The sequence below is a fragment of the Flexivirga sp. genome (genome assembly GCF_051955415.1).
Classification (GTDB): Bacteria; Actinomycetota; Actinomycetes; order Actinomycetales; family Dermatophilaceae; genus Flexivirga.
In genome coordinates this window covers 1-19823 of sequence record NZ_JBQCGS010000040.1, presented here as the reverse complement: position 1 = coordinate 19823, position 19823 = coordinate 1, and the positions used below count along the sequence as shown (strand labels likewise).

Sequence of the window (19823 nt, the reverse complement as noted above, 5' to 3'; positions counted from 1 at the left end):
TCCGGCCGATGACCTGCCGGAATGTCGCTCAGTCCGGGTTGGCGGGGCGCTGGGCGAGCACGTAGGCGCGTTCGGTGGGGATCTCCACCCCCGGGTGCGGCAGGCGGGTGGTGACCGACACGATGTCGAGGCCGGCATCGGCGATCTCGTCGATGACCTGGTCCGGTTCGAGGAAGTGTCCGGTGATGTCCACGCTGTGCCCGAACCACGTCTGCAGGTGTTGGGTCTGGCCGGCGGCGAACTCTTCGCTGCGAATGTGGAACGACACCAACGCGATCCCGCCGGGACGCAACGTGCGGAAGACCTGCGCGAAGGTCCGTGCCCGCTCGGTGGGGCTGAGGTTGATGATCGCGTAGAACATCACCACGCCGGCCAGGCTCTGGTCCGGCTCGGTCAGGTCGGTCATCGACTCCACGCGAAATTCGGCCGTGGGGTTGTCGGTGCGCGCGATGTCGATCATCGCCGGAGAGATGTCGATGCCCAGTGGTTCGGCGCCCAGCGACGCGAGATGGCGGGTGATGTGCCCGGGGCCGCAGCCGATGTCGGCGATCCGGCCTCCGTCGCACATCTCCACGACCGCCGCCAGCAGTGCCCGGTCCAGCGGCTTGCCGGCGAGCTCGTCGCGCATGGCGTCGGCGTATTCGCTGGCCACCGCGTTGTATGCCGCCGCGACCTGGCTGTCGCTGTAGGCCGCCGGGTCCGGTGCCTCGGACCGCTGCTCGCTGTCGGGCTGGCTCGTCATACCGCCCAATCTAGGTCGTGTCGATCCGGTCAGCCAGCGCACCTCGGCGTCGTTGCCGGTCGGCAGTGGGCGTTCGCCAAAGACCCACCGGGGTCGCCACACGACTAGCGTCGTGCAGTGGTCCTGTTCCAGCTGTGAGGAGTTGTGGTGCGTCGTCTGCTGAGTGTCGTCGGGGTTTCCGTCCTGTCCGTGGGTATGGCGCTGGCCGGCTCTGCCGGTGCGAGTGCGGCGACTGGTCCGGCTGCGGCCAGTGGAGTGATCGAGTCGTCCGGCGGGGACACGGTGTCGGCCCAGCCCGGAGTGTCCCGGCCCGACACCACCCATTGCACGGTGACGCTCGCCGACCACTTCATGTCCAATGCGGCGGACCTGTCGCCACAGCACTACTCCGGGACCCTGCAGGTGCCGGACAAGTGCCGGGGACCGTGGTCGAAGGTCGTGCTCGATGCGACCACATCCGTGACCGGCCGGCAGTACGACCGCTCCGGCGAGCTCGAGATCGGCGGCGTGCCGGTGTGGTTCGGCACCACCCAGGAGCCGAACGGTGCTCGGCCGACGACGTTCTCGTTCGCCAAGGACATCACCGAGTTCAGCTCGTTGTTCCGGTCGTCGCAGCCGTTCTCCGGTGGCTACACCAACTACATGTCCGACGTCTACACCGGCAACTACGACCAGACGGTGACGATCACCTTCTACCTGGCCGACCACAAGCACCCGGCACCGGAGGTGCCGGACAAGGTCGTCGGTGTCCCGGTCGCGGACCTGTCGCCGTCGCACCGCACCGCCTCGGCCACGCTGTCCGGCCTACCGCGCAACATCACTCGCGCGCGACTGGAGACGACCTTGAAGGGCAACGGCTGCGACGAACAGTGGTTCACCGCGGTGCCCGACGAGGTCGCGGCGAAGTTCCCCGGCGACGGTCTGTGCGCGGCGGGCGCCTACCGGGAGGCGACGGTGTCCGTCGACGGCACCCCGGCCGGCGCGGTCGGGACCTTCCCGCACATCTACTCCGGCGGCATCGTGCCGACGTTGTGGCGCCCGGTCGTGGCGATCGACACGCTCGACATGCGCACCGAGTCCCTTGACCTGACGCCGTTCGCGGGACGTTTGGTCGACGGCGGCACTCACTCGATCTCCTGGGCCATGAACCCGATCGGTGACACCTGGAACGTCCGGGCCGCGCTCTTCGTGTGGACCGATCACCACCGCGCGCAGACCTCCGGCGCACTCACCCAGGACACCGTCGCCGCGGCACCGACCTCTCACACGAGCGCCGGCGACCCGGTCGACGGCACGGTGCAGTATGCCGAGGCCGCGCGACGCTCCGACGTCATCAGTGGGTATGTCGACACCTCCGCCGGCCGCGTCGTCACGACGGTGAAAACCACTCGTGACTGGAAGAACTCGGGCAGCGTGGGCGACGCCGGGATGGTGCAGCATGTGACCCAGTCCGATGCGATGACCACCCGGTCCGTCTCCCGGGTCGGGCACCGGGTCGTGCGCGATGAGTCACTGCGCGAGTCCTACCCGATCACCGTCGACTTCTCCGCCGCCGACTACGTCGACGACCAGAACTTCTCACTCCACGGCACGGTCGACATGACGCAGCGCGTGTCGAGCTTCGTACGTGACGGCCGGCAGCACGCCCGGCGGGGCTGGGACTGGAACGTCACGTCATACGGCGTCCTCGCTCGCACGAACGGTGTCACCAGCGAGTCGGACGGGCACTCCACCACGAGCTACGTCGGCACCGATGACACCGGACGGCCCTACTGGCACCGGATCGCCACCGATCACGGCCAGGTCGTGACCGACCGCCAGCACTGACCCGTCGGTCACGTCGGTCGAGTAGGGAGTGGAGGAGCGAAGCGGGGGAGTTCCCGTATCGAGACCACGTGTGGTCACGACACGGTGATCCGAGTGGTCGTCACCTCGCTCTTCACCCCGTCGTCCGCGGTGACGGTCACGGTGTAGGTGCCGGGCTCGGCGTAGGAGTGCGTGCCGCTGATCGACCAGGGCGATCCGGACCCGGACACCGTCGCAGTGCCCATCGGGAACCCGTCGCCCCAGTTGACGGTCGCGATCGGTGAGCCGGACGTGCCTGTCGCAGTGGCGAGTTCGGCGGTGAACGGACTACCGGCATGTTGCCCGGCAACCGACTTCGGGGTCAGCGCGATCGGCGTGTATGACGAGGAGCGAGCACCGTCGGACGCGATCGCGAAGAGGTGGATGCGCCCGTCGGAGGACGCCGATCCGACGGCCTTGGGCAGGGTGATGGAGACCAACTGCTTGCCGGCCGGCAGCTTCACCGGCGCGGTCGCGAAGATGGCAGCGGTCAACGAGTCCGTGCCGCCTCCCGACACCCGACCGGCCGACTTCGCGACGACGAGGTTGCCGAACTTCGGCGACCCGGCGGCACCGACCCAGTCGCCGTAGGCGATGGTCAGCGGCGCTGACGAGCCGTCCGAGAAGTGCATGGTGGCGGTGGTGCTCTGGTCCCGTTGGGTGGCGGTGCCGATCACCGAGAGCTGAGTTGCACCGTCGCCCGGGTCGAAACTGACCGTCTGCCCGTCGGCGACGATGTTGTCGTTGCCGTCGACCGGTCGTGGGATGTCGAAGGTGAGCGCGGTGCCCGGAACCTTCACCGTCTCGCCCTGCACGAACCCGTTGTCCGCCAACGACGTCCGGGAGAAGGCGACCCCGCCCGCGTCGCAGTCGGCGCCCGATCCGGGCACCCCGATGCAGGTGCTGTCCATGGTGTCGTCGAAGAGCTGATCGCGGCTGACGCGGACGGCGACCGGAGTGGACACGTGCTTTCCGCCGACCGTGGCCGACACGTCGACCGACACCAGACCCGCGGTGTCGAAACGGTGCGGCGCCGTCACGGCGAAGCGGCCGAGGGGTGTCCCGGTCACGGTGGCCGGCTGGGGACCCTTCCCGTCGTGGAAGTCGACCGTCGCGGTGACCGTGCCGGCGTCACGGCCGCTCACCCCACTGACCACTGCGAGCGGCGTGGCGAGCTCGGAGCCGACCGTCGCCTGGAGCCCCTCCGCCGGGGAGATCGCCAGCTCCCCTTGCTTGCCAGCGGGATCGGCCGACAACTCGAACTCCGACAGCGTCGGGTCGCCGCCGGTGCTGTCGGTCACGCGCAACCGGTAGGCGTCATACGAACCGGGTTTGCTGATCGTGAAGGGCACGAGCTGGTCGTGCCACCGGAACGTCTGGTTCGTGCGCTTGTCCAGTTGCACCCACGATGTGCCGCCGTCGGTCGACCCCTCGAGGGTCCACGCCGTGGGCGTGCCGCCGTCGGCTCCGCTCGTCAGCGTGTAGCGGTCGACGGTCATCGGTCCCGAACCGCTGCGCCAGGTGATGGCCGGAGTCCGGGAGGTGAAAGTCGTTTCGGTCCGGGAGTCGTCGTCCGTCAGCGCTGTCGTCGCGGTGCCGTCCGATGACGTCGTCCTGCCGTAGCCGGCAGTCGTTGCGTCGTACAACGGTTGGGCGGGCACGCCCTTGCTCGTCGAGTCGCCCCAAGTCGACGGCTTCGGGCCCATCCGGAAGGTGACCTTGCCACCGTGCTGCAGCAGGGAGGTGTCGATGGTCGCTGTCCGGACTGGCTTGCCGTTGAACGCCATCGACTGCACATAGACGTTCTGCGGACTGTTGTTCTGCGCGTCGATGGTCAGCTTCCGGCCGCCGGCCAGGTGGATCGTCGCGGTGCGGAAGAGCGGCGAGCCGATGACGTACTGTCCCGAACCGACGGACATCGGGTAGAAGCCGAGGGCGGAGAAGATGTACCAGGAGCTGGTCTCGCCGTTGTCCTCGTCGCCGGCGTACCCCTCGCCGATGTCGCTGCCGACGAACAGCCGGCGGGTGATCTCACGGACCTTCGCCTGGGTCGCGCTGGGCTTGCCCGCGGCGGCATACAGGTAGGGGATGTGGTGCGAGGGCTGGTTGCTCATGCCGAGCTGCCCCATCCGCACGGCGGCCGCCTCGCGCATCTCGTGGATGGTGCCACCGTATCCGCCCGGATGGGAAGCGGTTTCGGGAGTGGCGAAGAACGTGTCGAGCTTCTTGAGCAGTCCCTTGCTGCCGCCGTAGAGGGCTTCCAGGCCGGGAACGTCGTAGGTCGGGTGGAAGGCGAAGTTCCATCCGTCCGTCTCCGTGAAGACGTCACCCCAGCTGGTGGGATCGAAGGCCTTGCCGCCGAACGTGTGCCACGACCCGTCCGCGTTGCGGCCCTGGAAGAAGCCCGTGTCGGGGTTGAAGAGGTTGACGTAGTCCTTGGACCGAGACGTGAGGTAGGCGGCGTCGTTCTGCAGCTGGGTGATGCGGCTCCTGGGCGTCTTCGGGTCGTTGGCCAGCTTCGTCGCCATCCTGGCGATCGCGGCGTCGTTGATGTAGTCCTCCAGCGACCAGGAGACCGACTCGCCGGTCTCGGTCGAGGTGTAGCCGGCGTAGGGGCTGGTCTGCAGGCCCTTGCGGCCGACGGCGCTGTCGGTCGATCGCACGGTCGCGTTCTTCAGCGCGGCATCGTATGCCGTCAGCGCCGTCTTCGTGTCGAGGCTGCCCTCCAGGTAGGCCTCGGCGAACGCGGCGTCGCTGCTGGTGCCGGTCATCAGGTCGGCGTAGCCCGGCGAGGACCAACGGGCGACCCAACCACCCTCGCGGTATTGCTGCACGAAACCGTCGACCAGTTCGTCGGCCAGCTCCGGGTAGAGCAGCGAATAGGCCGGCCATTCGGTGCGATAGGTGTCCCAGAACCCGTTGTTGACGTAGATCTTCCCCGGCTTCACCTGTGCGTTCGTCGCGGTGTCGGTCGCCGCGCCACGGGTCGGCAGCACCGGGCTGGCGTGCTCGTACGTCGGCCGGGCGGCGGTGCCGGTGTTCTCGAACTGCGAGTTGGGATAGAGGTTCATCCGGTAGAGGTTGGAGTAGAGCGACTCCAGCTGGGTGCGGCCACCGCCGGTGACGTCGATGACACCGAGCCGCTCGTTCCAGGCCCGGTTGGCGGACCGCTGCACCTGCGCGAACGACTTCTTCGCGACCTCCAGCGACAGGTTGTGCCGTGCCTGGTCCAGCGAGATGAAGGAGGTCGCGAGCCGCAGCTCGACGGTCTTGTCCGCCGAGGTGTCGAAGGAGGCATAGCGTGCGGTGCTCGATCGATCGCCGGTTGCGGCGCCGGATTTCGTTGGCTTGCGGTCGAATTCGCCATACACGAACATGCGGGTGGCGCCGCTGCCACCGCCGGCGTCGACCCAGCCGCGGACGGTGCCGTCCGTCGCCACCTGCAGCTGTGTGTTGCCGCCGACCTTGTCGAGCAGAACGGATCCGGTCGATCCGGGGAAGCTGAACCGGTAGACACCTGCGTGATCGCTCGGTGTGACCTCGGCCCGCAGGCCGTTGGTGAACTTCACGCTGTAGAGGTCGGGGCGGGCGGTCTCGTCGGAGTGCTCGAAGGTGAGTGCGCGGTCCTTCAGCGTCGAGGTCGGCACCGCGTCGGCCGACGGCATGACGGCCAGCTGGTCGCGGTCGCCCATCCATGGGCTCGGCTCATGTGAGATGCCGATGCCCTGCAACGAGGGCAGATTGGAGCTGTTGTTGTCCGCGGCGTAGTTGTATTCCCAGTTCGAGCTGGTCGCGTTGGTCATCGGGGTGAAGAAGTTGAAGCCGTTCGGCATCGCGGTCGCCGGCAGATTGTTGCCGCGCGAGAAGTCGCCGGACGACAGCGTGCCCCGGCGGGTGTCGACGATCGACGCGCGGTTCCGTAGGTCGATCTTCGGGGCCCGCTGCACACTCAGGTCGTCGAACCAGGCACTGAACCGCTGACCTGCGCCACCGTCGTCCGGGTTGTCGTAGACGACGATGACCTTGTCGACGGTCTTGCCGGCATACCGACTCAGATCGATGTGGATGGAGTTCCACTGGTCGGTGTAGAGGACCTTCTGCAGGCCGTGACCGCGTGCCGAGATCGGTGATCCGTCGGTGTCGGTCGCGTCCGGTGCAGCGCTCATTCTGCTGCCGTCGGTGAAGATCAGGTCGATGGCGACATACGTCGAGGCGTATGACGAACTGCTGCCGCGCTCGGGAAACACCTTGTAGCTCAACTCGTCACCGGGGCGGATCCGGTGACCGACGTCGCCGTAGAGGGAGTCGGCTCCCCGGGCCGGTCCCGCGCCGCGGTTGACGCCGGAGAAGTGCAACCCGTGGGTGCCGGTGAATCCGGTGCCCTTGTGCAGGTTGAAACCGCTGGTCGGTCCGCCGGCAACGGTGGCAGCGAGCGGCACGCCCTCGTCGCCGGTGCCGGAGACGTTGACGAGTGGACCGAACTGCTTCGAGGTGGACGGCACCGGTTGTGCGGACTCGAACGAGCTCGACCACGGAGCGCCGGTTCGGGTCGCGGCGTGGGCGGGCGGCGGTGCGACCAGATAGGTGGAGGTGAGGGCGACGGTCGTCGCCGTGACGGTGAAACAGGTGCGCAAACGCATGGCGGCTCCTCCCAGGGCATGGGATTGCTGTGCCGAGGTGGCGACAGCGTCTGCCATCCTTCAACCGAACCCGGCGGTAACAGTGGACGCCGAGCGGACTTGACGGTAAAGGTTTTTCAAAGGAAATCGCGCAGCCGGGCCGCCTCGCGCAGCAGATGATCGCGCTCCTTGGCGTTGGTCGCCCGGCGTGCCGCGTCGGCATAGTGCCGCGCCGCGGCCGGCAGGTCGCCTGCCTGCTCGTGCAGGTATGCCGCCACCGCGGCGTGCCGGGGGACCTGTGCGTCGACACCGGCAAGCGCCGCGAGGCCTACCGCAGGCCCGTCCGCCTCGCCGACCGCCACTGCCCGGTTGAGCCGGACCACCGGCGAATCGGTGAGCGCCAGGAGTTCGTCATACCATCCGACGATCTGCACCCAGTCGGTCTCCTCGACGGTCCGGGCATCGGCATGCAGCGCGGCAATCGCTGCCTGCGCCTGGTATTCGCCCAGCCGGTCGTCGGCCAGGGCGCGCTGCAGGATCGTCACCGCCTCGGTGATGAGGCGGGTGTCCCACTGACTGCGGTCCTGGTCCCGTAGCGGCACGAGTTGTCCTTGCGGTCCGGTGCGCGAGGCGCGGCGGGCGTGGTGCAGCAGCATCAACGCCAGCAGGCCGCGGACCTCGGGCTCGCTGGTGCGAGAGGCGAGTCGGCGGGTCAGCCGGATCGCCTCGGCACTGAGGTCGAGCGAACCGCCATACCCCTCGTTGAAGACCAGATACAGCACTCGCAGGACGGTGCCGAGGTCACCCGGCGCATCGAGTCGGGTGTCGCGCAGCAGCCGTTTGGCACGGCTGATGCGTTGCGCCATAGTGGCTTCGGGCACCAGGTGGGCATCGGCGATCTGGCGGGTGGTCAAGCCGCCGACGGCTCGCAGGGTGAGCGCGACGGCGGCGGAGTTTGAGAGTTTCGGGTGCGCGCAGAGGAACTAGAGCTGCAGGGTGTCGTCGACGCTCGGGGTGCTGCCCGGCTCGGGATGGTCCGCGACGCGCAGTTCGCGGGCGCGCCGGGCATCGGTCGCCCTGACCTGGTCGAGGAAGCGTCGCCAGGAGGCGGTGATCAGCCACGCCAGTGGGTCCCGCGGTGGCGCATCGGGCCAGCTGCCAAGGGCGTTGATCAACGCGTCCTGGACCGCGTCCTCCGCCGACGCGAAGTCGGCTCCGCGTCGGCAGAGGGCGCTTATCGCAGCGGGGACCAGCTCTCGCACCAGGTCGTCGTCCATGGTCGGTCCGCCGGACGGCACGTCACTCCGCCGTGGCCTCGCGATCCCAGGTCAGGAACGGCCGGACCTCGAGCCATTCACCCAGCGGTTCGCCGCCGGCGGCGGGCGCCGCGGACAGCTCGCCGGCCAACTGGATCGCCCGCTCCTGCGAGTCGACGTCGATGATCATCCACCCGGCGATGAGGTCCTTGGTCTCGGCGAACGGGCCGTCGGTCACCGGTGGCTTCCCCTCGCCGTCATACCGCACCCACATGCCGTCCATCGACAGCGCGTCGCCGGAGACGAACTCGCCGGACCGCTCCAGCTCCGTGGCGAAGTCGTCCATGTACTTCATGTGTGCGTCGACCTCGTCCGGGGTCCACTGGTCCATCGGCACGTTGTTGGTGGCGGCCGGCGCGCCGCGGTAGTGCTTCAGCAGCAAGTACTTCGCCATGATCGTTTCCCTTCGTCGCTTGCGACCATTCTGGCCGCGGATATCCAGGGGACGATGCTGTCGGCGCGATCTCGACATCGTCGCGAGAATCATTTGCAGCAAGCTGGTCGAGTGCCGGAGGAGCGCAGCGGGGGAGGTGTATCGAGACCCGCGCTCCTCATACGAGCTGGAGGTGGGCGGCGAGGCGCAGCACCTCCGCTCCGGTGCGGTCGGCGCATCGAAGGTCCCGCTGGTGTCGGCGTTCGCGTAGTCGACGTAGGACTCCTCGAAGAGCCCTTCGAATCCCAGTGGACTCCCCATGCTCCGACGCTACAGCGGTGACTCTGACGGTCGGACCAGCGACGATGACGGCCGGACGGGAGGAGTTGCCGGTGATCGTGACCTGCTTGGTGTCGGCGGCGGATCCTCGATGACCCACCCATAGAAAGTTACTCTTCGGTAAGGTCCGCATATGACCCGAACGACCGCACCTCGCTGGCGCCGGCCGCCCCAGCTCCGGGATGGGCGGTTCGCCAACTGGGCCCGCACGGAGGGCTCCGCCCCGAGTCGCTGGGAGCTCCCCGGCACCGAGGGCGAGGTCGTCGGAGCGGTGCGTCGTGCCCGCGCCGAGGGGCGCCGGGTGCGGTGCGTCGGTGCAGGACACTCCTTCAACGCGATCGCCGCGCCATCCGATGTCGCGGTCTCGCTCGACAACCTGCGCGGCATCGTGACGCACGACGACTCCACGGTCACCGTCCTCGCAGGCACCCGGCTCAGTGACCTGAGCGCCGCGCTCGCGCAGCGGGGGCTGGCGCTGCCGATTCTCGGGTCCATCGCAAACCAGTCGGTCGCCGGCGCGATCGCGACAGGCACTCATGGGTCGAGCCTCGCCCACCCCAACCTGTCCGGTCTGGTGTCCGGCATGCGCCTGATCGACGGCACCGGCGCCGTGCGCGATCTCGACGAACACGACGAACTGCTCGACGCCGCAAGGGTCCACCTCGGAGCGCTCGGCATCATCACCCGGGTCCGTCTGCAGGTCGTGCCCGCCTTCCACCTGCGGGAACGCATCGAGTGGCTCCCGGTCGATCAGGTCGCCGCGGCGCTTCCCGAGATCAGCACGAGCGCGGAGTTCACCAAGGTCTGGTGGATGCCGCACACGCCGCGGGCATTGGTGTTCCGCTACGAACGCGTGTCGGCGCCGCGCACGGTGCTTCCGGTCCTCCTCGATCGCTTCGTCGACGAGAAGCTGCTGCACCATGGTGCGCTCCCGCTGGTCTATGCGGCGCAGAACCGGCGACCGGGCTGGGTGCCCGCCTGGAACCGGGTCGCCGGCCGGACCCTCCGCAAGCCGAGTCGGACCGGGCCGAGTCCGATGATCTTCTCCACGCCGATGCCTGTCCGCCATACCGAGACCGAGGCCGCGGTGCCACTGGCCAGCGGCGGCGCTGCGTGGGACGCGGCGGTGCGCACGGTCGACGTCAGCGGAGCACGGGTCAACTTCATCACCGAGCTGCGTTTCGTCAAGGGTGACCACGGCTGGCTCAGCCCCGCCTACGGCGAGGATGTCGTTCAGCTCGGTGCCTACACGGCGGTCGGCGGTGACCGCGACCGTTACTTCGCCGAGTTCTGGCGCCGGATGCGCGACCTCGGCGCCCGGCCGCACTGGGGCAAGGAACTGGATCACCGCGCCCCGGAGCTGCGCGCGCTCTTCCCGCGTTTCGCGGACTTCGTCGCGGTCCGCGACGCGTTCGACCCCGACCGGATGTTCGCCAATCCCTTCCTGGACCGCGTCCTCGGCAGCTGAAGCCTGTGGCGAACCCGACTGCGCCGCAACGGATCAGCCGCGCAACTGGTCCCGCCGCCGGTTGAGATGAGCGAGCTCGCCGGGGTTGCCGGCGAGCACGATCGCGCGGTCGTATGCCGCTCGCGCGTCGGCGCTGCGGCCGAGACGCCGCAACAGCTCGGCGCGCGCCGCGTGCAGGGCGTGGTAATCCTTCAGTTGCGTTGCCACCCGGTCGATCTCGGCCAACGCCAGCTCCGGTCCGTCGAGTTCGGCGAGTGCGACCGCCCGGTTCAGGCGCACGATGGGCGAGGGGTCGATGCGCGCCATACGGTCGTAGAGCGTGACGACCTGTGACCAGTCGGTGTCGCGCGCGGACCGTGCGTAGGTGTGCACCGCATTGATTGCCGCGAGCAGTTGATACCGGCCAGGAGCTTCACCGCCGGCTGCGACGGCGGCGAGGCAATCACGGACCAGCGCATGCCCCTCGGCGATGAGGGCGCGATCCCAGGCGCCGCGGTCCTGCTCGTCGAGGGTGACCAGCTCGCCGGTGACGGACAGCCGCGCCGCGCGCCGCGCGTCGGTCAGCAGCATCAGGGCCAAGAGCCCGGTCACCTCGCCGTCCTCGGGTCGCAGCTCGTGCAGCAGCCGCCTGAGCCGGATCGCCTCGTCCGACAGGTCGGTCCGCAAGGGGTCGTCCCCCACCGAGGCGAGGTAACCCTCGTTGAAGATCAGGTAGACGACGGCGAGCACCCCGCCGAGCCGGTCGCGTATGTCGGCGACCGACGGCACCCGATAAGGGATGTGCGCGGCCTTGATCTTCGCCTTGGCTCGGGTGATGCGCTGCGCCATGGCGGTCTCCTGCACCAGGAACGCGTGCGCGATCTCGGCGACGCTGAGCCCGCCGAGCAGCCGCAACGTGAGAGCCACCCGGGCCTCCATCGCCAGCGCGGGGTGACAGCAGGTGAAGACCAGCCGGAGCCGGTCGTCCTGCACCGGACCCGTTGCGGCCGCTGGGGTTTCGTCGATGAGCATGTATGCCGCCCGTTGTTTACCGTCCCGCTGGGACTCACGACGCAACCGGTCGATCGCCTTGCGCGTCGCGGTGGTGGTCAACCAGCCGCCCGGGTTCGCCGGGACGCCCTGGCGCGGCCAGTGCTCGACGGCCGCGACGAACGCCTCGCCGGCGGCGTCCTCGGCCAGGTCCAGGTCGCCGAAGCGACGTGCGAGACCGGCCACCACCCGGGCCCACTCCTCGTGGTGGGCCCGGGCGATCGCCGCCTCGACGGGTGGAAGTGTCACGAATCCATCAGTGCCTGAAAGGATTCAGCGGTCTGGAAGGGACGCACCTCAACCTTGCCGCGGCATGCCTTGGACCCCTCGGCGGCGAGCGCCAGGGCCTCGTCGAGGTCGGCGGCTTCGATGACCCAGAAGCCGCCGAGGTATTCCTTGGCTTCCAGATAGGGGCCGTCGGTGACGATCGGCTTGTCGCCCGTGCCGTCGACGGTGGTGGCGGTCGTCGCCTCGGCGAGTCCGTCGGCGAAGACGAAATGCCCCTCCCGTTCGAGCTTCTCGTTGAAGGCCGCAGTGTCCGCGAACGACGCGAGCATCGCCTCCTTGGACGGGTAGTTGCCGTAGTCGCCCAGCTCGGGTGCTCCGAACACCGACATCATGTACCTGGGCATGTCACTGGCCCTCCTGCGTCTGGCGGTCGATGATCTCTGCCACACCGGAAGGGAACCGGTGCACCTCCTGCGGCCAGTCGAGACAGACCGCCAGGCGACCGGCCCAGTAACGGGCGGCGTCGTCATCGGCGGCGGTGATCGCGGTCAATCCGCCCAGGTGCTCCTTCGTCTCGACATACGGCCCGTCGCTGAAGACCGGCTCACCGGCTGTGGCCACGACGCTGCAGATCGCCGTGGACGCGTCGATCCCTCCGTCGGCATACAGGAAGACGCCCGCCGCCTTCATCTCCTCCAGCACCGCGCGCGAGGCCTCGCTCTTGCGGCGCAGGTCCTCCGGTGTCTGGTCGGGGACCCACTCGTCGTTGAACGCGATCAGATAGTTCGGCACTGCCTTCTCCTCTCAGGTCGGTCGGGAACCGGCTGCGGCCCCGTCCCGACGGCCGCTCGGCCGCCATACCGACCCCACGAACGCGCGGGCCCGAATACGACACCGATCCGACACCGGACCCGGAACATTTTCAAGGGGCCCGGGCCGGCGGCCCCGTGGCCCGGTCAGCGCCGCGGCGCCAGCATGATGACGGCGACACCGATCAGGCACACGACGGCACCGAGCAGGTCCCACCGCGTGGGCCGGAAACCGTCCGCGAGGACGCCCCAGGCCAGCGAGCCGGCGATGAAGACGCCCCCGTATGCCGCCAGCACCCGGCCGAAGTGGGCATCCGGCTGGGCGGTGGCGATGAAGCCGTATGCCGCGAGCGCGGCCGCGCCGCCGACGGCGAGCCACCAGGGCCGGTGTTCACGGACCGACTGCCAGATCAACCAGCAGCCGCCGATCTCGGCCAGCGCGGCCAGGACGAACAGGCCGTAGATCCGCAGGGTCGTCACAGCAGCACGGTAGACGGCATACGCTGACCACGCCGTATGGCGCCCGCCGCACCGCGACCCTGGGAGGATCCGTGTCCTACGCAGTCGATTTCACCGCTGTGTCGACGGTCGGGCTCGAGTCGTCGCCGGTCGCGGAGGCGCTCGCGGGCCTGCGCGCCAACGAAGCCCGCTACTTCAAGAACAAGTACGACCACGTGTTCACCGTCGAGCCCGCCGACGAAGCAGCGTCGGCCGTGGACTGGGTGAGCGAGATCCTCGCCGACGAGCGAGACATCGTGATCGCCTCGCCCGCGCTGGAGGCGACCGAGTTCGAGGTCGACGGCATCCGGATGGCCTACGTCTTCTACCGCAGCGGCTTGTCGATCAATGTGATGTACACCCTCGCCGAGGGCGGCAAGCGCGCTGTCGGCTTCAAACTGTCCGACGGCATGGAGGTGCCGCAGGAGTTGGCTGCGTTCAAGTTCGCCCGGCAGAGGTCGAAGCTCGCCGGCACCATCCGTGGGTCCTACTTCGTGATCAAGGGTGTGCACTGACCGCGGCTGCGTCCCCGGGGTGTCACGATGCGGCGCCGACGTCCCGTCCAGGCGCCATCGCACCGCGCAGCTCGTCCAGGATGCCGGCCAAGAGCCGCGAGACCTGCATCTGGCTGACGCCGATGCGCCGGCCGATCTGCCGTTGCGTCAGCTCGTCCACGAAACGCAACCGGACGATGAGCCGGTCGCGGGGGGTGAGCGTGCGCAGCACTGATCGCAGTTGCTCGAAGTCCTCGACCCGTTGCAGGTCGGTGGAGACGGCGCCCAGGGTCTCGCTCACCGTGATCTCGGGATGATGCTCGGTGGGTGCGTCCATCGAACCGGCGACGTATTGTCCGTCGGCGACCACAGCGTGCTCGACGTCGCGGATCGTCAGGCCGAGCGCCGCGGCGACGTCGGCGGCGCGGGGCTCTCGACCGAGTTGCTGCGTCAGCCTGTCCACACACGAACGCACGGCCAGGCACCGCTCCTGCAGCTCCCGCGGGGGCCGCACGGCCCAGCCGTGATCCCGGAAGTATCGCTTCAACTCACCGGTGATGGTGGGCACCGCGAAGGCCACGAACCCGTGGCCACGGCCGGGCTGGTAACGCCGCACCGCCTGCACGAGCGCGAGCAGGGCCACCTGTTCCAGGTCCTGTCGCTCCAGGCCGCGACCGTCGTAACGGTGCGCGATCGAGATGGCCAGCCCCCGATGGTCCAGCACCACCTGATGGCGCAACTGGGCAGCGCGACCGCGGTTGACCCGTTGGGCCTTGCGCAGTGAATCCTCGACGCTGGATGAACGCTCCGGTGAGCTGGAAACTGCAGGGTGAGGCGGCATAGCTCTGCTCCCGTGTGGAACCAGACCGACCACCTTCTTGAGCCGGAACGTCCTCCTCACAGTGACACCTCCGGCAAGTGGTGGCAAACGGGAGACAGGCCGAGGGCGCCCGCCGTCCGTGCGCGTCGCCGTTGTGCGAGGCCGCCCGAAATTCGTTTCGCGGACGGGGAATCATTCGGCCGAGTGGAAAGTTGAGTCAAGTAAGCGCAACTTTGGTGCGGCCGGTTTGACACGGCCGGGTCCACCGGAGTTGAGTCGGATGCAGTCAACTTCGCTCGTATGACGCGAGGCATCACTGCGTCCGGCGAGGAGACAACGACAGACCACCATCTCAACCAAGGGAGAACACCAACATGGGACGTGCGGTAGGTATCGACCTCGGCACCACCAACTCCGCGGTCGCGGTCCTGGAGGGCAACGACCCGGAAATCATCGCCAACGCGGAAGGCGGCCGCACCACGCCGTCGGTCGTGGCGTTCGCCAAGAACGGCGACGTGCTGGCCGGCGACATCGCCAAGCGCCAGGCCGTCACCAACGTCGACCGCACGGTCCGCTCGGTCAAGCGCCACATGGGCACCGACTGGAGCACCGAGGTCGACGGCAAGAAGTACACCCCGCAGGAGATCTCGGCCCGCATCCTGCAGAAGCTGAAGCGCGACGCCGAGTCCTACCTGGGTGAGGACGTCACCGACGCGGTCATCACCGTGCCGGCATACTTCGACGACGCCGAGCGGCAGGCCACCAAGGAGGCCGGCGAGATCGCGGGCCTCAACGTGCTGCGCATCATCAACGAGCCGACCGCGGCGGCGCTTGCCTACGGCCTGGACAAGGGCAAGGAGGACGAGCTCATCCTGGTCTTCGACCTCGGCGGCGGCACCTTCGACGTGTCCCTCCTCGAGGTCGGCAAGGACCCGGAGGACGGCTTCTCCACCATCCAGGTCAAGGCCACCAGCGGTGACAACAAGCTCGGTGGTGACGACTGGGACCAGCGGATCGTCAACCACCTGGTCCAGCAGGTCAAGAACCAGACCGGTGTCGACCTGTCCAAGGACAAGATCGCCATGCAGCGCCTGCAGGACGCCGCCGAGCAGGCCAAGAAGGAGCTGTCCAGCTCGACGTCCACGGGCGTCAGCCTGCAGTACCTGTCCATGGGCGAGAACGGCCCGATCCACCTGGACGAGACCATCACCCGTGCGCAGTTCGAGCAGATGACCAAGGACCTGCTGGAGCGCACCAAGCAGCCGTTCGAGCAGGTCATGAAGGACGCCGGCGTCACCGTCAGCGACATCGACCACGTCGTGCTGGTGGGTGGCTCGACCCGTATGCCGGCCGTCACCCAGGTCGTCAAGGACCTCACCGGCAAGGAACCCAACAAGGGTGTCAACCCGGACGAGGTCGTCGCCGTCGGCGCCGCCCTGCAGGCCGGTGTGCTCAAGGGTGAGCGCAAGGACGTGCTGCTGATCGACGTCACGCCGCTGTCGCTCGGCATCGAGACCAAGGGTGGCCTGTTCACCAAGCTGATCGAGCGCAACACCGCGATCCCGACCAAGCGTTCGGAGGTGTTCTCCACCGCCGAGGACAACCAGCCGTCGGTCGAGATCCAGGTGTTCCAGGGCGAGCGCGAGCTGGCCAAGGACAACAAGCCGCTGGGCAACTTCGAGCTGTCCGGCATCGCGCCGGCGCCGCGCGGTGTGCCGCAGATCGAGGTCACCTTCGACATCGACGCCAACGGCATCGTGCACGTGTCCGCCAAGGACCGCGGCACCAACAAGGAGCAGTCGATGACGATCTCCGGTGGCTCCGCGCTGCCGAAGGAGGACATCGACCGGATGGTCCGCGACGCCGAGGAGCACGCCGCCGAAGACAAGAAGCGCCGTGAGGAGACCGAGGCCCGCAACACCGCGGAGCAGCTGGTCTACTCGACCGAGAAGTTCCTGGCCGACAACGGCGACAAGGTCCCGGACGACTCCAAGTCCGAGGTCGAGTCGGCGCTCACCGAGCTCAAGGACGCCCTCAAGGACGAGAACTCCACCGCCGAGGACATCTCCGCCAAGACCACCAAGGTCAACGAGACGTCCCAGAAGATGGGCGCCGCCCTGTATGCCGCCGAGCAACAGTCCGGTGCCGACACCGCGGCCGGTGACGCGGCCGGTACCGCCGACGCGGGCGCTGCCGGTGGTTCGGCCGGCTCGGCCGACGACGACGTGGTGGACGCCGAGGTCGTCGATGACGAGTCCGACTCCAAGGGTGACTCCAAGTGACCGACCCCAAGGGTCCGCAGCCGGGCTCCGCTTCGGCGGAGCCCGGCCGGCGGCCGGAAGACGAGGAGCAGGCCGGGCCGGTGATCCGCGACAAGCGCCGGATCGACGAGAACGGTGACCTGCGTGCCGCAACGGAGGACGGATCGGAGGGCAGAGTGGAGGGCAAGGTGACGGACGACACCGCCGGCCAGAACGCCGAGGATCGGACGACTGCCGGGGAGGCCGGCGAACACCCCGACACGGCGCTCGCCGCCGAACGGCTCGCCGACCTGCAGCGCACCCAGGCGGAGTACTTCAACTACAAGAAGCGCGTCGAACGCGACCGTGAGGCCCAGAAGGACGCGACCACAGCACGCGTCCTGGAGTCCCTGCTGCCGGTGCTCGACGACATCTACCTGGCGCGCGAGCACGGCGACCTGGAGGGCACGCCCTTCGAGAAGATCGCCGACAAGCTCGACACGACCCTCACCCGGCTGGGCCTGACACCGTTCGGTGCCGTGGGCGAGCCGTTCGACCCGACGCACCACGAGGCCCTGATGCACATCGAGGCGGAGGTGCCGGAGGGTTCGGAGGGCACCACCATCGTGCAGGTCATGCAGCCCGGTTACCGGCTGGGTGACCGCATGGTGCGACCCGCCCGCGTCGCGGTGGCAGACCCGTCCTGATGCAGCCCGAGCCGTTGATCGAGCGGAGCTCGCGCTCAGTGAACGCCCCGCTCGATCAACGACTTTCAACTTCCAAGGAGTGATGCATGGCTAGTCAGGACTGGCTGGAGAAGGACTTCTACAAGATCCTCGGCGTCTCCCAGGACGCCTCGCAGGACGACATCAAGAAGGCCTATCGCAAACTGGCCCGCAAATGGCACCCGGACCAGAACCCGGGCGACGCCGCGGCCGAGCAGAAGTTCAAGGACATCGGTGAGGCCAACTCGGTGCTGGCCGACCCGGCCAAGCGGCAGGAGTACGACCAGCTGCGCCAGATGGTCGGTGGCGGCGCTCGATTCACCGCCGGCGGTCCGGGTGGCGCGACCGGCGGTGGCGGTTTCGAGGATCTGTTCGGCTCGATGTTCGGCGGTGGCGGCGGTCAGAACGTCCGCTTCTCCACCGGTGGCGGCGGCGAGCAGATCAACCTCGACGACATCCTCGGCCAGTTCGGCGGGGGCGGCTACGGCTCGCCGTACGGCGGCTACCAGGCGGGCCCGCGCAAGGGTGCCGACCTGGAGGCGCGCACCACGCTGAGCTTCCGGGACGCCGCGACCGGTGAGACCGTGTCGCTGCAGGCGGCCGACGGCCAGAGCATCAAGACGCGCATCCCGGCCGGGGTCAAGGACGGGCAGACGATCCGGCTGCGCGGCAAGGGCCGTCCGAGCCCGAACGGCGGGCAGCCCGGCGACCTGCTGCTGCACATCACCGTGCAGCCGCACCCGGTCTTCCACCGGGACGGCAACAACCTGACGCTCGAGCTGCCGGTGACCTTCGCCGAGGCCGCGCTGGGCGCCACCGTCACGGTGCCGACGCTCACCGGCAAGCAGGTCAAGGTCAAGATCAAGGCCGGCACACCCTCGGGTCGCAAGCTGCGGGTCAAGGGCCAGGGCATCCAGGCCAAGAGCGGCACCGGCGACCTGATCGCGACCGTGCAGGTCGTCGTGCCCGAGAAGCTGACCGGTGACGCCAAGAAGGCGGTCGAGACGATCGCCGAGCAGGAGCGGGCCGACGGTGTCGACCCACGCGCCGAGCTGAGCGCGAAAGCCGCGCAGTGATGGTGCGGTCGTCCTGGCAGGGCACGTCGCCGCCGCCGAGAGATGCGCCGATCTACGCGATCTCGGCGGCGGCGCAACTGGCCGGCATCCACGCCCAGACCCTGCGCCAGTACGACCGCCTGGGCATCGTCACGCCGTCCCGCACGCAAGGCGGCGGGCGGCGCTACTCGATGCACGATCTCGACGTGCTGCGTGAAGTGCAGCGGCTCTCCCAGGAGGAGGGTGTCTCGCTCGCCGGCATCCGCCGGATCCTCCAGCTCGAGGACCAGATCGAGGCTCTGCGCTCGCGGGTGGTCGAGTTGTCCGACGAACTCGCGCGCGAACGCAGTAAGGGCATCGGCCGCGTCTTCGCAGCCGCGCCGGACGGACAGATCACGCCGTTGCGCCCCGGAGAGCGGGTCACCCCCGTCCGTGCCGAGCGCGCCCTGGTCGTATGGCGCAAGCGTGGCTGACCGTGGGTGACGACCGTCTGGCACAGTGGACTCCGTGATCGAGCACCTCATGGTCTTCCCCGACCGCGACGTGGCGGAGGAAGTGGCCGACCAACTCTCCGATGATGACGAATTCGCCTCGGTGCGCGTCGTTTCCGAAGCTCTCGCGGGTGAGGACGACGCCGAGGACGTCGACTGGGTCGTGCACGTGGTAGTGGACACCATCGACGATCCCTCCGGTGCGGTCGCCCGTGGGCTGGCCGAGCGCTTCACCGCTCTGGCCGAGGAGAACGACGGCTGGCTGGACGAGGACCGCTCCTCGGTCGAATGACGTCGGTCGCCGTCCGGTAGTCCGGCGTGCGCCGGCAAATTCGGTGGTGACGCACCTGCGTCGCCGCCTAGCGTCGTGCACGTGATCCGACTCATCGATCCCGCCGACGACGCTCTGATGCGGCAGGTCTACGACGTCGGCTGCGCCTCGAAAAGCCTTGGCCGCCCGTGGTTCTCGCCGCCGTCATACACGTCGTGGCTGATCGGCATGCGCGACCCGGACCCCGAGGAGTCGCGGGAGCTCTACGGCTTCTGCACCGAGGGCGGCGGCTGCCTCGGCAGCACCCTGCTGTTCATCCCGGAGCACGACAACCTGGAGAAGGTGTATGCCGACCTCGCCGGGGGGGCGCACCCCCCGCGCCCCCGGCGGGGGCGCGCGCGCGTAGACCCCCCCCCCCCGGCAGGGCGCCCCCCCCGCCCCCCCCCCTGGTTGAACCACAC

Annotated in this window: 19 protein-coding genes and 1 pseudogene; 9 read left to right on the top strand and 11 right to left on the bottom strand. The window is 68.7% G+C overall.

The features are described 5' to 3' along the window. Positions 1-28: 28 nt before the first annotated feature. Positions 29-742 (bottom strand): class I SAM-dependent methyltransferase, encoded by a 714-nt coding sequence (locus ACTHL4_RS06325; protein WP_440281896.1) that lies wholly within the window; start codon positions 740-742, stop codon positions 29-31. A 147-nt stretch (positions 743-889) separates the two neighbouring features. Here ACTHL4_RS06325 and ACTHL4_RS06320 point away from each other — a divergent pair, with 147 nt between their 5' ends. Beyond that, positions 890-2569 (top strand): peptide-N4-asparagine amidase, encoded by a 1680-nt coding sequence (locus ACTHL4_RS06320; protein ID WP_440281895.1) that lies wholly within the window; start codon positions 890-892, stop codon positions 2567-2569. Positions 2570-2643: 74 nt separating this feature from the next. Here the strand turns inward: ACTHL4_RS06320 and ACTHL4_RS06315 are convergent, their stop codons facing one another. The 5 genes and pseudogenes from ACTHL4_RS06315 to ACTHL4_RS06295 form a co-directional block, all read right to left on the bottom strand. Beyond that, positions 2644-7227 (bottom strand): GH92 family glycosyl hydrolase, encoded by a 4584-nt coding sequence (locus ACTHL4_RS06315; protein WP_440281894.1) that lies wholly within the window; start codon positions 7225-7227, stop codon positions 2644-2646. A gap of 116 nt (positions 7228-7343) precedes the next feature. Beyond that, positions 7344-8072: a DUF6596 domain-containing protein gene (locus tag ACTHL4_RS06310; RefSeq protein WP_440281910.1), complete on the bottom strand. Its 729-nt coding sequence runs from the start codon at positions 8070-8072 to the stop codon at positions 7344-7346. Continuing rightward, positions 8049-8174 (bottom strand): annotated as a pseudogene (locus tag ACTHL4_RS06305) (sigma factor-like helix-turn-helix DNA-binding protein); the annotation flags it as partial. The gene ACTHL4_RS06310 and the pseudogene ACTHL4_RS06305, both read right to left, overlap by 24 nt. 15 nt (positions 8175-8189) lie before the next feature. Beyond that, on the bottom strand, positions 8190-8483 hold the full coding sequence (locus ACTHL4_RS06300; RefSeq protein WP_440281893.1) for a sigma factor: 294 nt from the start codon (positions 8481-8483) through the stop codon (positions 8190-8192). A 22-nt stretch (positions 8484-8505) separates the two neighbouring features. Beyond that, positions 8506-8916: a YciI family protein gene (locus ACTHL4_RS06295; RefSeq protein WP_440281892.1), complete on the bottom strand. Its 411-nt coding sequence runs from the start codon at positions 8914-8916 to the stop codon at positions 8506-8508. A 451-nt stretch (positions 8917-9367) separates the two neighbouring features. On the opposite strand from ACTHL4_RS06295, the gene ACTHL4_RS06290 reads away from it, so the two are divergent. Beyond that, complete coding sequence (locus ACTHL4_RS06290) at positions 9368-10702, top strand: D-arabinono-1,4-lactone oxidase (protein WP_440281891.1); 1335 nt, start codon at positions 9368-9370, stop codon at positions 10700-10702. 33 nt (positions 10703-10735) lie between these two features. Here the strand turns inward: ACTHL4_RS06290 and ACTHL4_RS06285 are convergent, their stop codons facing one another. From ACTHL4_RS06285 to ACTHL4_RS06270, 4 genes are all read right to left on the bottom strand, one after another. Then, complete coding sequence (locus ACTHL4_RS06285) at positions 10736-11980, bottom strand: RNA polymerase sigma factor (RefSeq protein ID WP_440281890.1); 1245 nt, start codon at positions 11978-11980, stop codon at positions 10736-10738. Then, positions 11977-12363 (bottom strand): YciI family protein, encoded by a 387-nt coding sequence (locus ACTHL4_RS06280; protein ID WP_440281889.1) that lies wholly within the window; start codon positions 12361-12363, stop codon positions 11977-11979. The genes ACTHL4_RS06285 and ACTHL4_RS06280 overlap by 4 nt, the downstream gene beginning before the upstream one ends. 1 nt (position 12364) lies before the next feature. Beyond that, positions 12365-12751, bottom strand: a complete 387-nt coding sequence (locus ACTHL4_RS06275; protein WP_440281888.1) for a YciI family protein — start codon at positions 12749-12751, stop codon at positions 12365-12367. A gap of 164 nt (positions 12752-12915) precedes the next feature. After that, positions 12916-13248, bottom strand: a complete 333-nt coding sequence (locus ACTHL4_RS06270) for a YnfA family protein (protein ID WP_440281887.1) — start codon at positions 13246-13248, stop codon at positions 12916-12918. A 71-nt stretch (positions 13249-13319) separates the two neighbouring features. On the opposite strand from ACTHL4_RS06270, the gene ACTHL4_RS06265 reads away from it, so the two are divergent. Next, the gene (locus ACTHL4_RS06265; RefSeq protein ID WP_440281886.1) at positions 13320-13781 is read left to right on the top strand and encodes a phage tail protein; all 462 of its coding nucleotides are present in this window, start codon (positions 13320-13322) and stop codon (positions 13779-13781) included. 22 nt (positions 13782-13803) lie between these two features. On the opposite strand, the gene ACTHL4_RS06260 is transcribed toward ACTHL4_RS06265, so the two are convergent. After that, complete coding sequence (locus ACTHL4_RS06260; protein WP_440281885.1) at positions 13804-14601, bottom strand: sigma-70 family RNA polymerase sigma factor; 798 nt, start codon at positions 14599-14601, stop codon at positions 13804-13806. A gap of 353 nt (positions 14602-14954) precedes the next feature. Between ACTHL4_RS06260 and dnaK the strand changes: the two genes are divergently transcribed. The 6 genes from dnaK to ACTHL4_RS06230 all read left to right on the top strand — a co-directional run. Further along, positions 14955-16862, top strand: coding sequence for a molecular chaperone DnaK (dnaK, locus tag ACTHL4_RS06255; RefSeq protein WP_440281884.1), 1908 nt, complete (start codon positions 14955-14957; stop codon positions 16860-16862). After that, on the top strand, positions 16859-17527 hold the full coding sequence (locus tag ACTHL4_RS06250; RefSeq protein ID WP_440281883.1) for a nucleotide exchange factor GrpE: 669 nt from the start codon (positions 16859-16861) through the stop codon (positions 17525-17527). The genes dnaK and ACTHL4_RS06250 overlap by 4 nt, the downstream gene beginning before the upstream one ends. A gap of 86 nt (positions 17528-17613) precedes the next feature. After that, on the top strand, positions 17614-18621 hold the full coding sequence (locus tag ACTHL4_RS06245; protein WP_440281882.1) for a DnaJ C-terminal domain-containing protein: 1008 nt from the start codon (positions 17614-17616) through the stop codon (positions 18619-18621). Then, positions 18621-19073, top strand: a complete 453-nt coding sequence (locus ACTHL4_RS06240) for a heat shock protein transcriptional repressor HspR (RefSeq protein ID WP_440281881.1) — start codon at positions 18621-18623, stop codon at positions 19071-19073. The genes ACTHL4_RS06245 and ACTHL4_RS06240 overlap by 1 nt, the downstream gene beginning before the upstream one ends. 34 nt (positions 19074-19107) lie before the next feature. After that, on the top strand, positions 19108-19383 hold the full coding sequence (locus tag ACTHL4_RS06235) for a hypothetical protein (RefSeq protein ID WP_440281880.1): 276 nt from the start codon (positions 19108-19110) through the stop codon (positions 19381-19383). A gap of 81 nt (positions 19384-19464) precedes the next feature. Then, positions 19465-19823, top strand: a 359-nt coding sequence (locus ACTHL4_RS06230) for a hypothetical protein (protein WP_440281879.1), incomplete at its 3' end; no start/stop codon positions are given.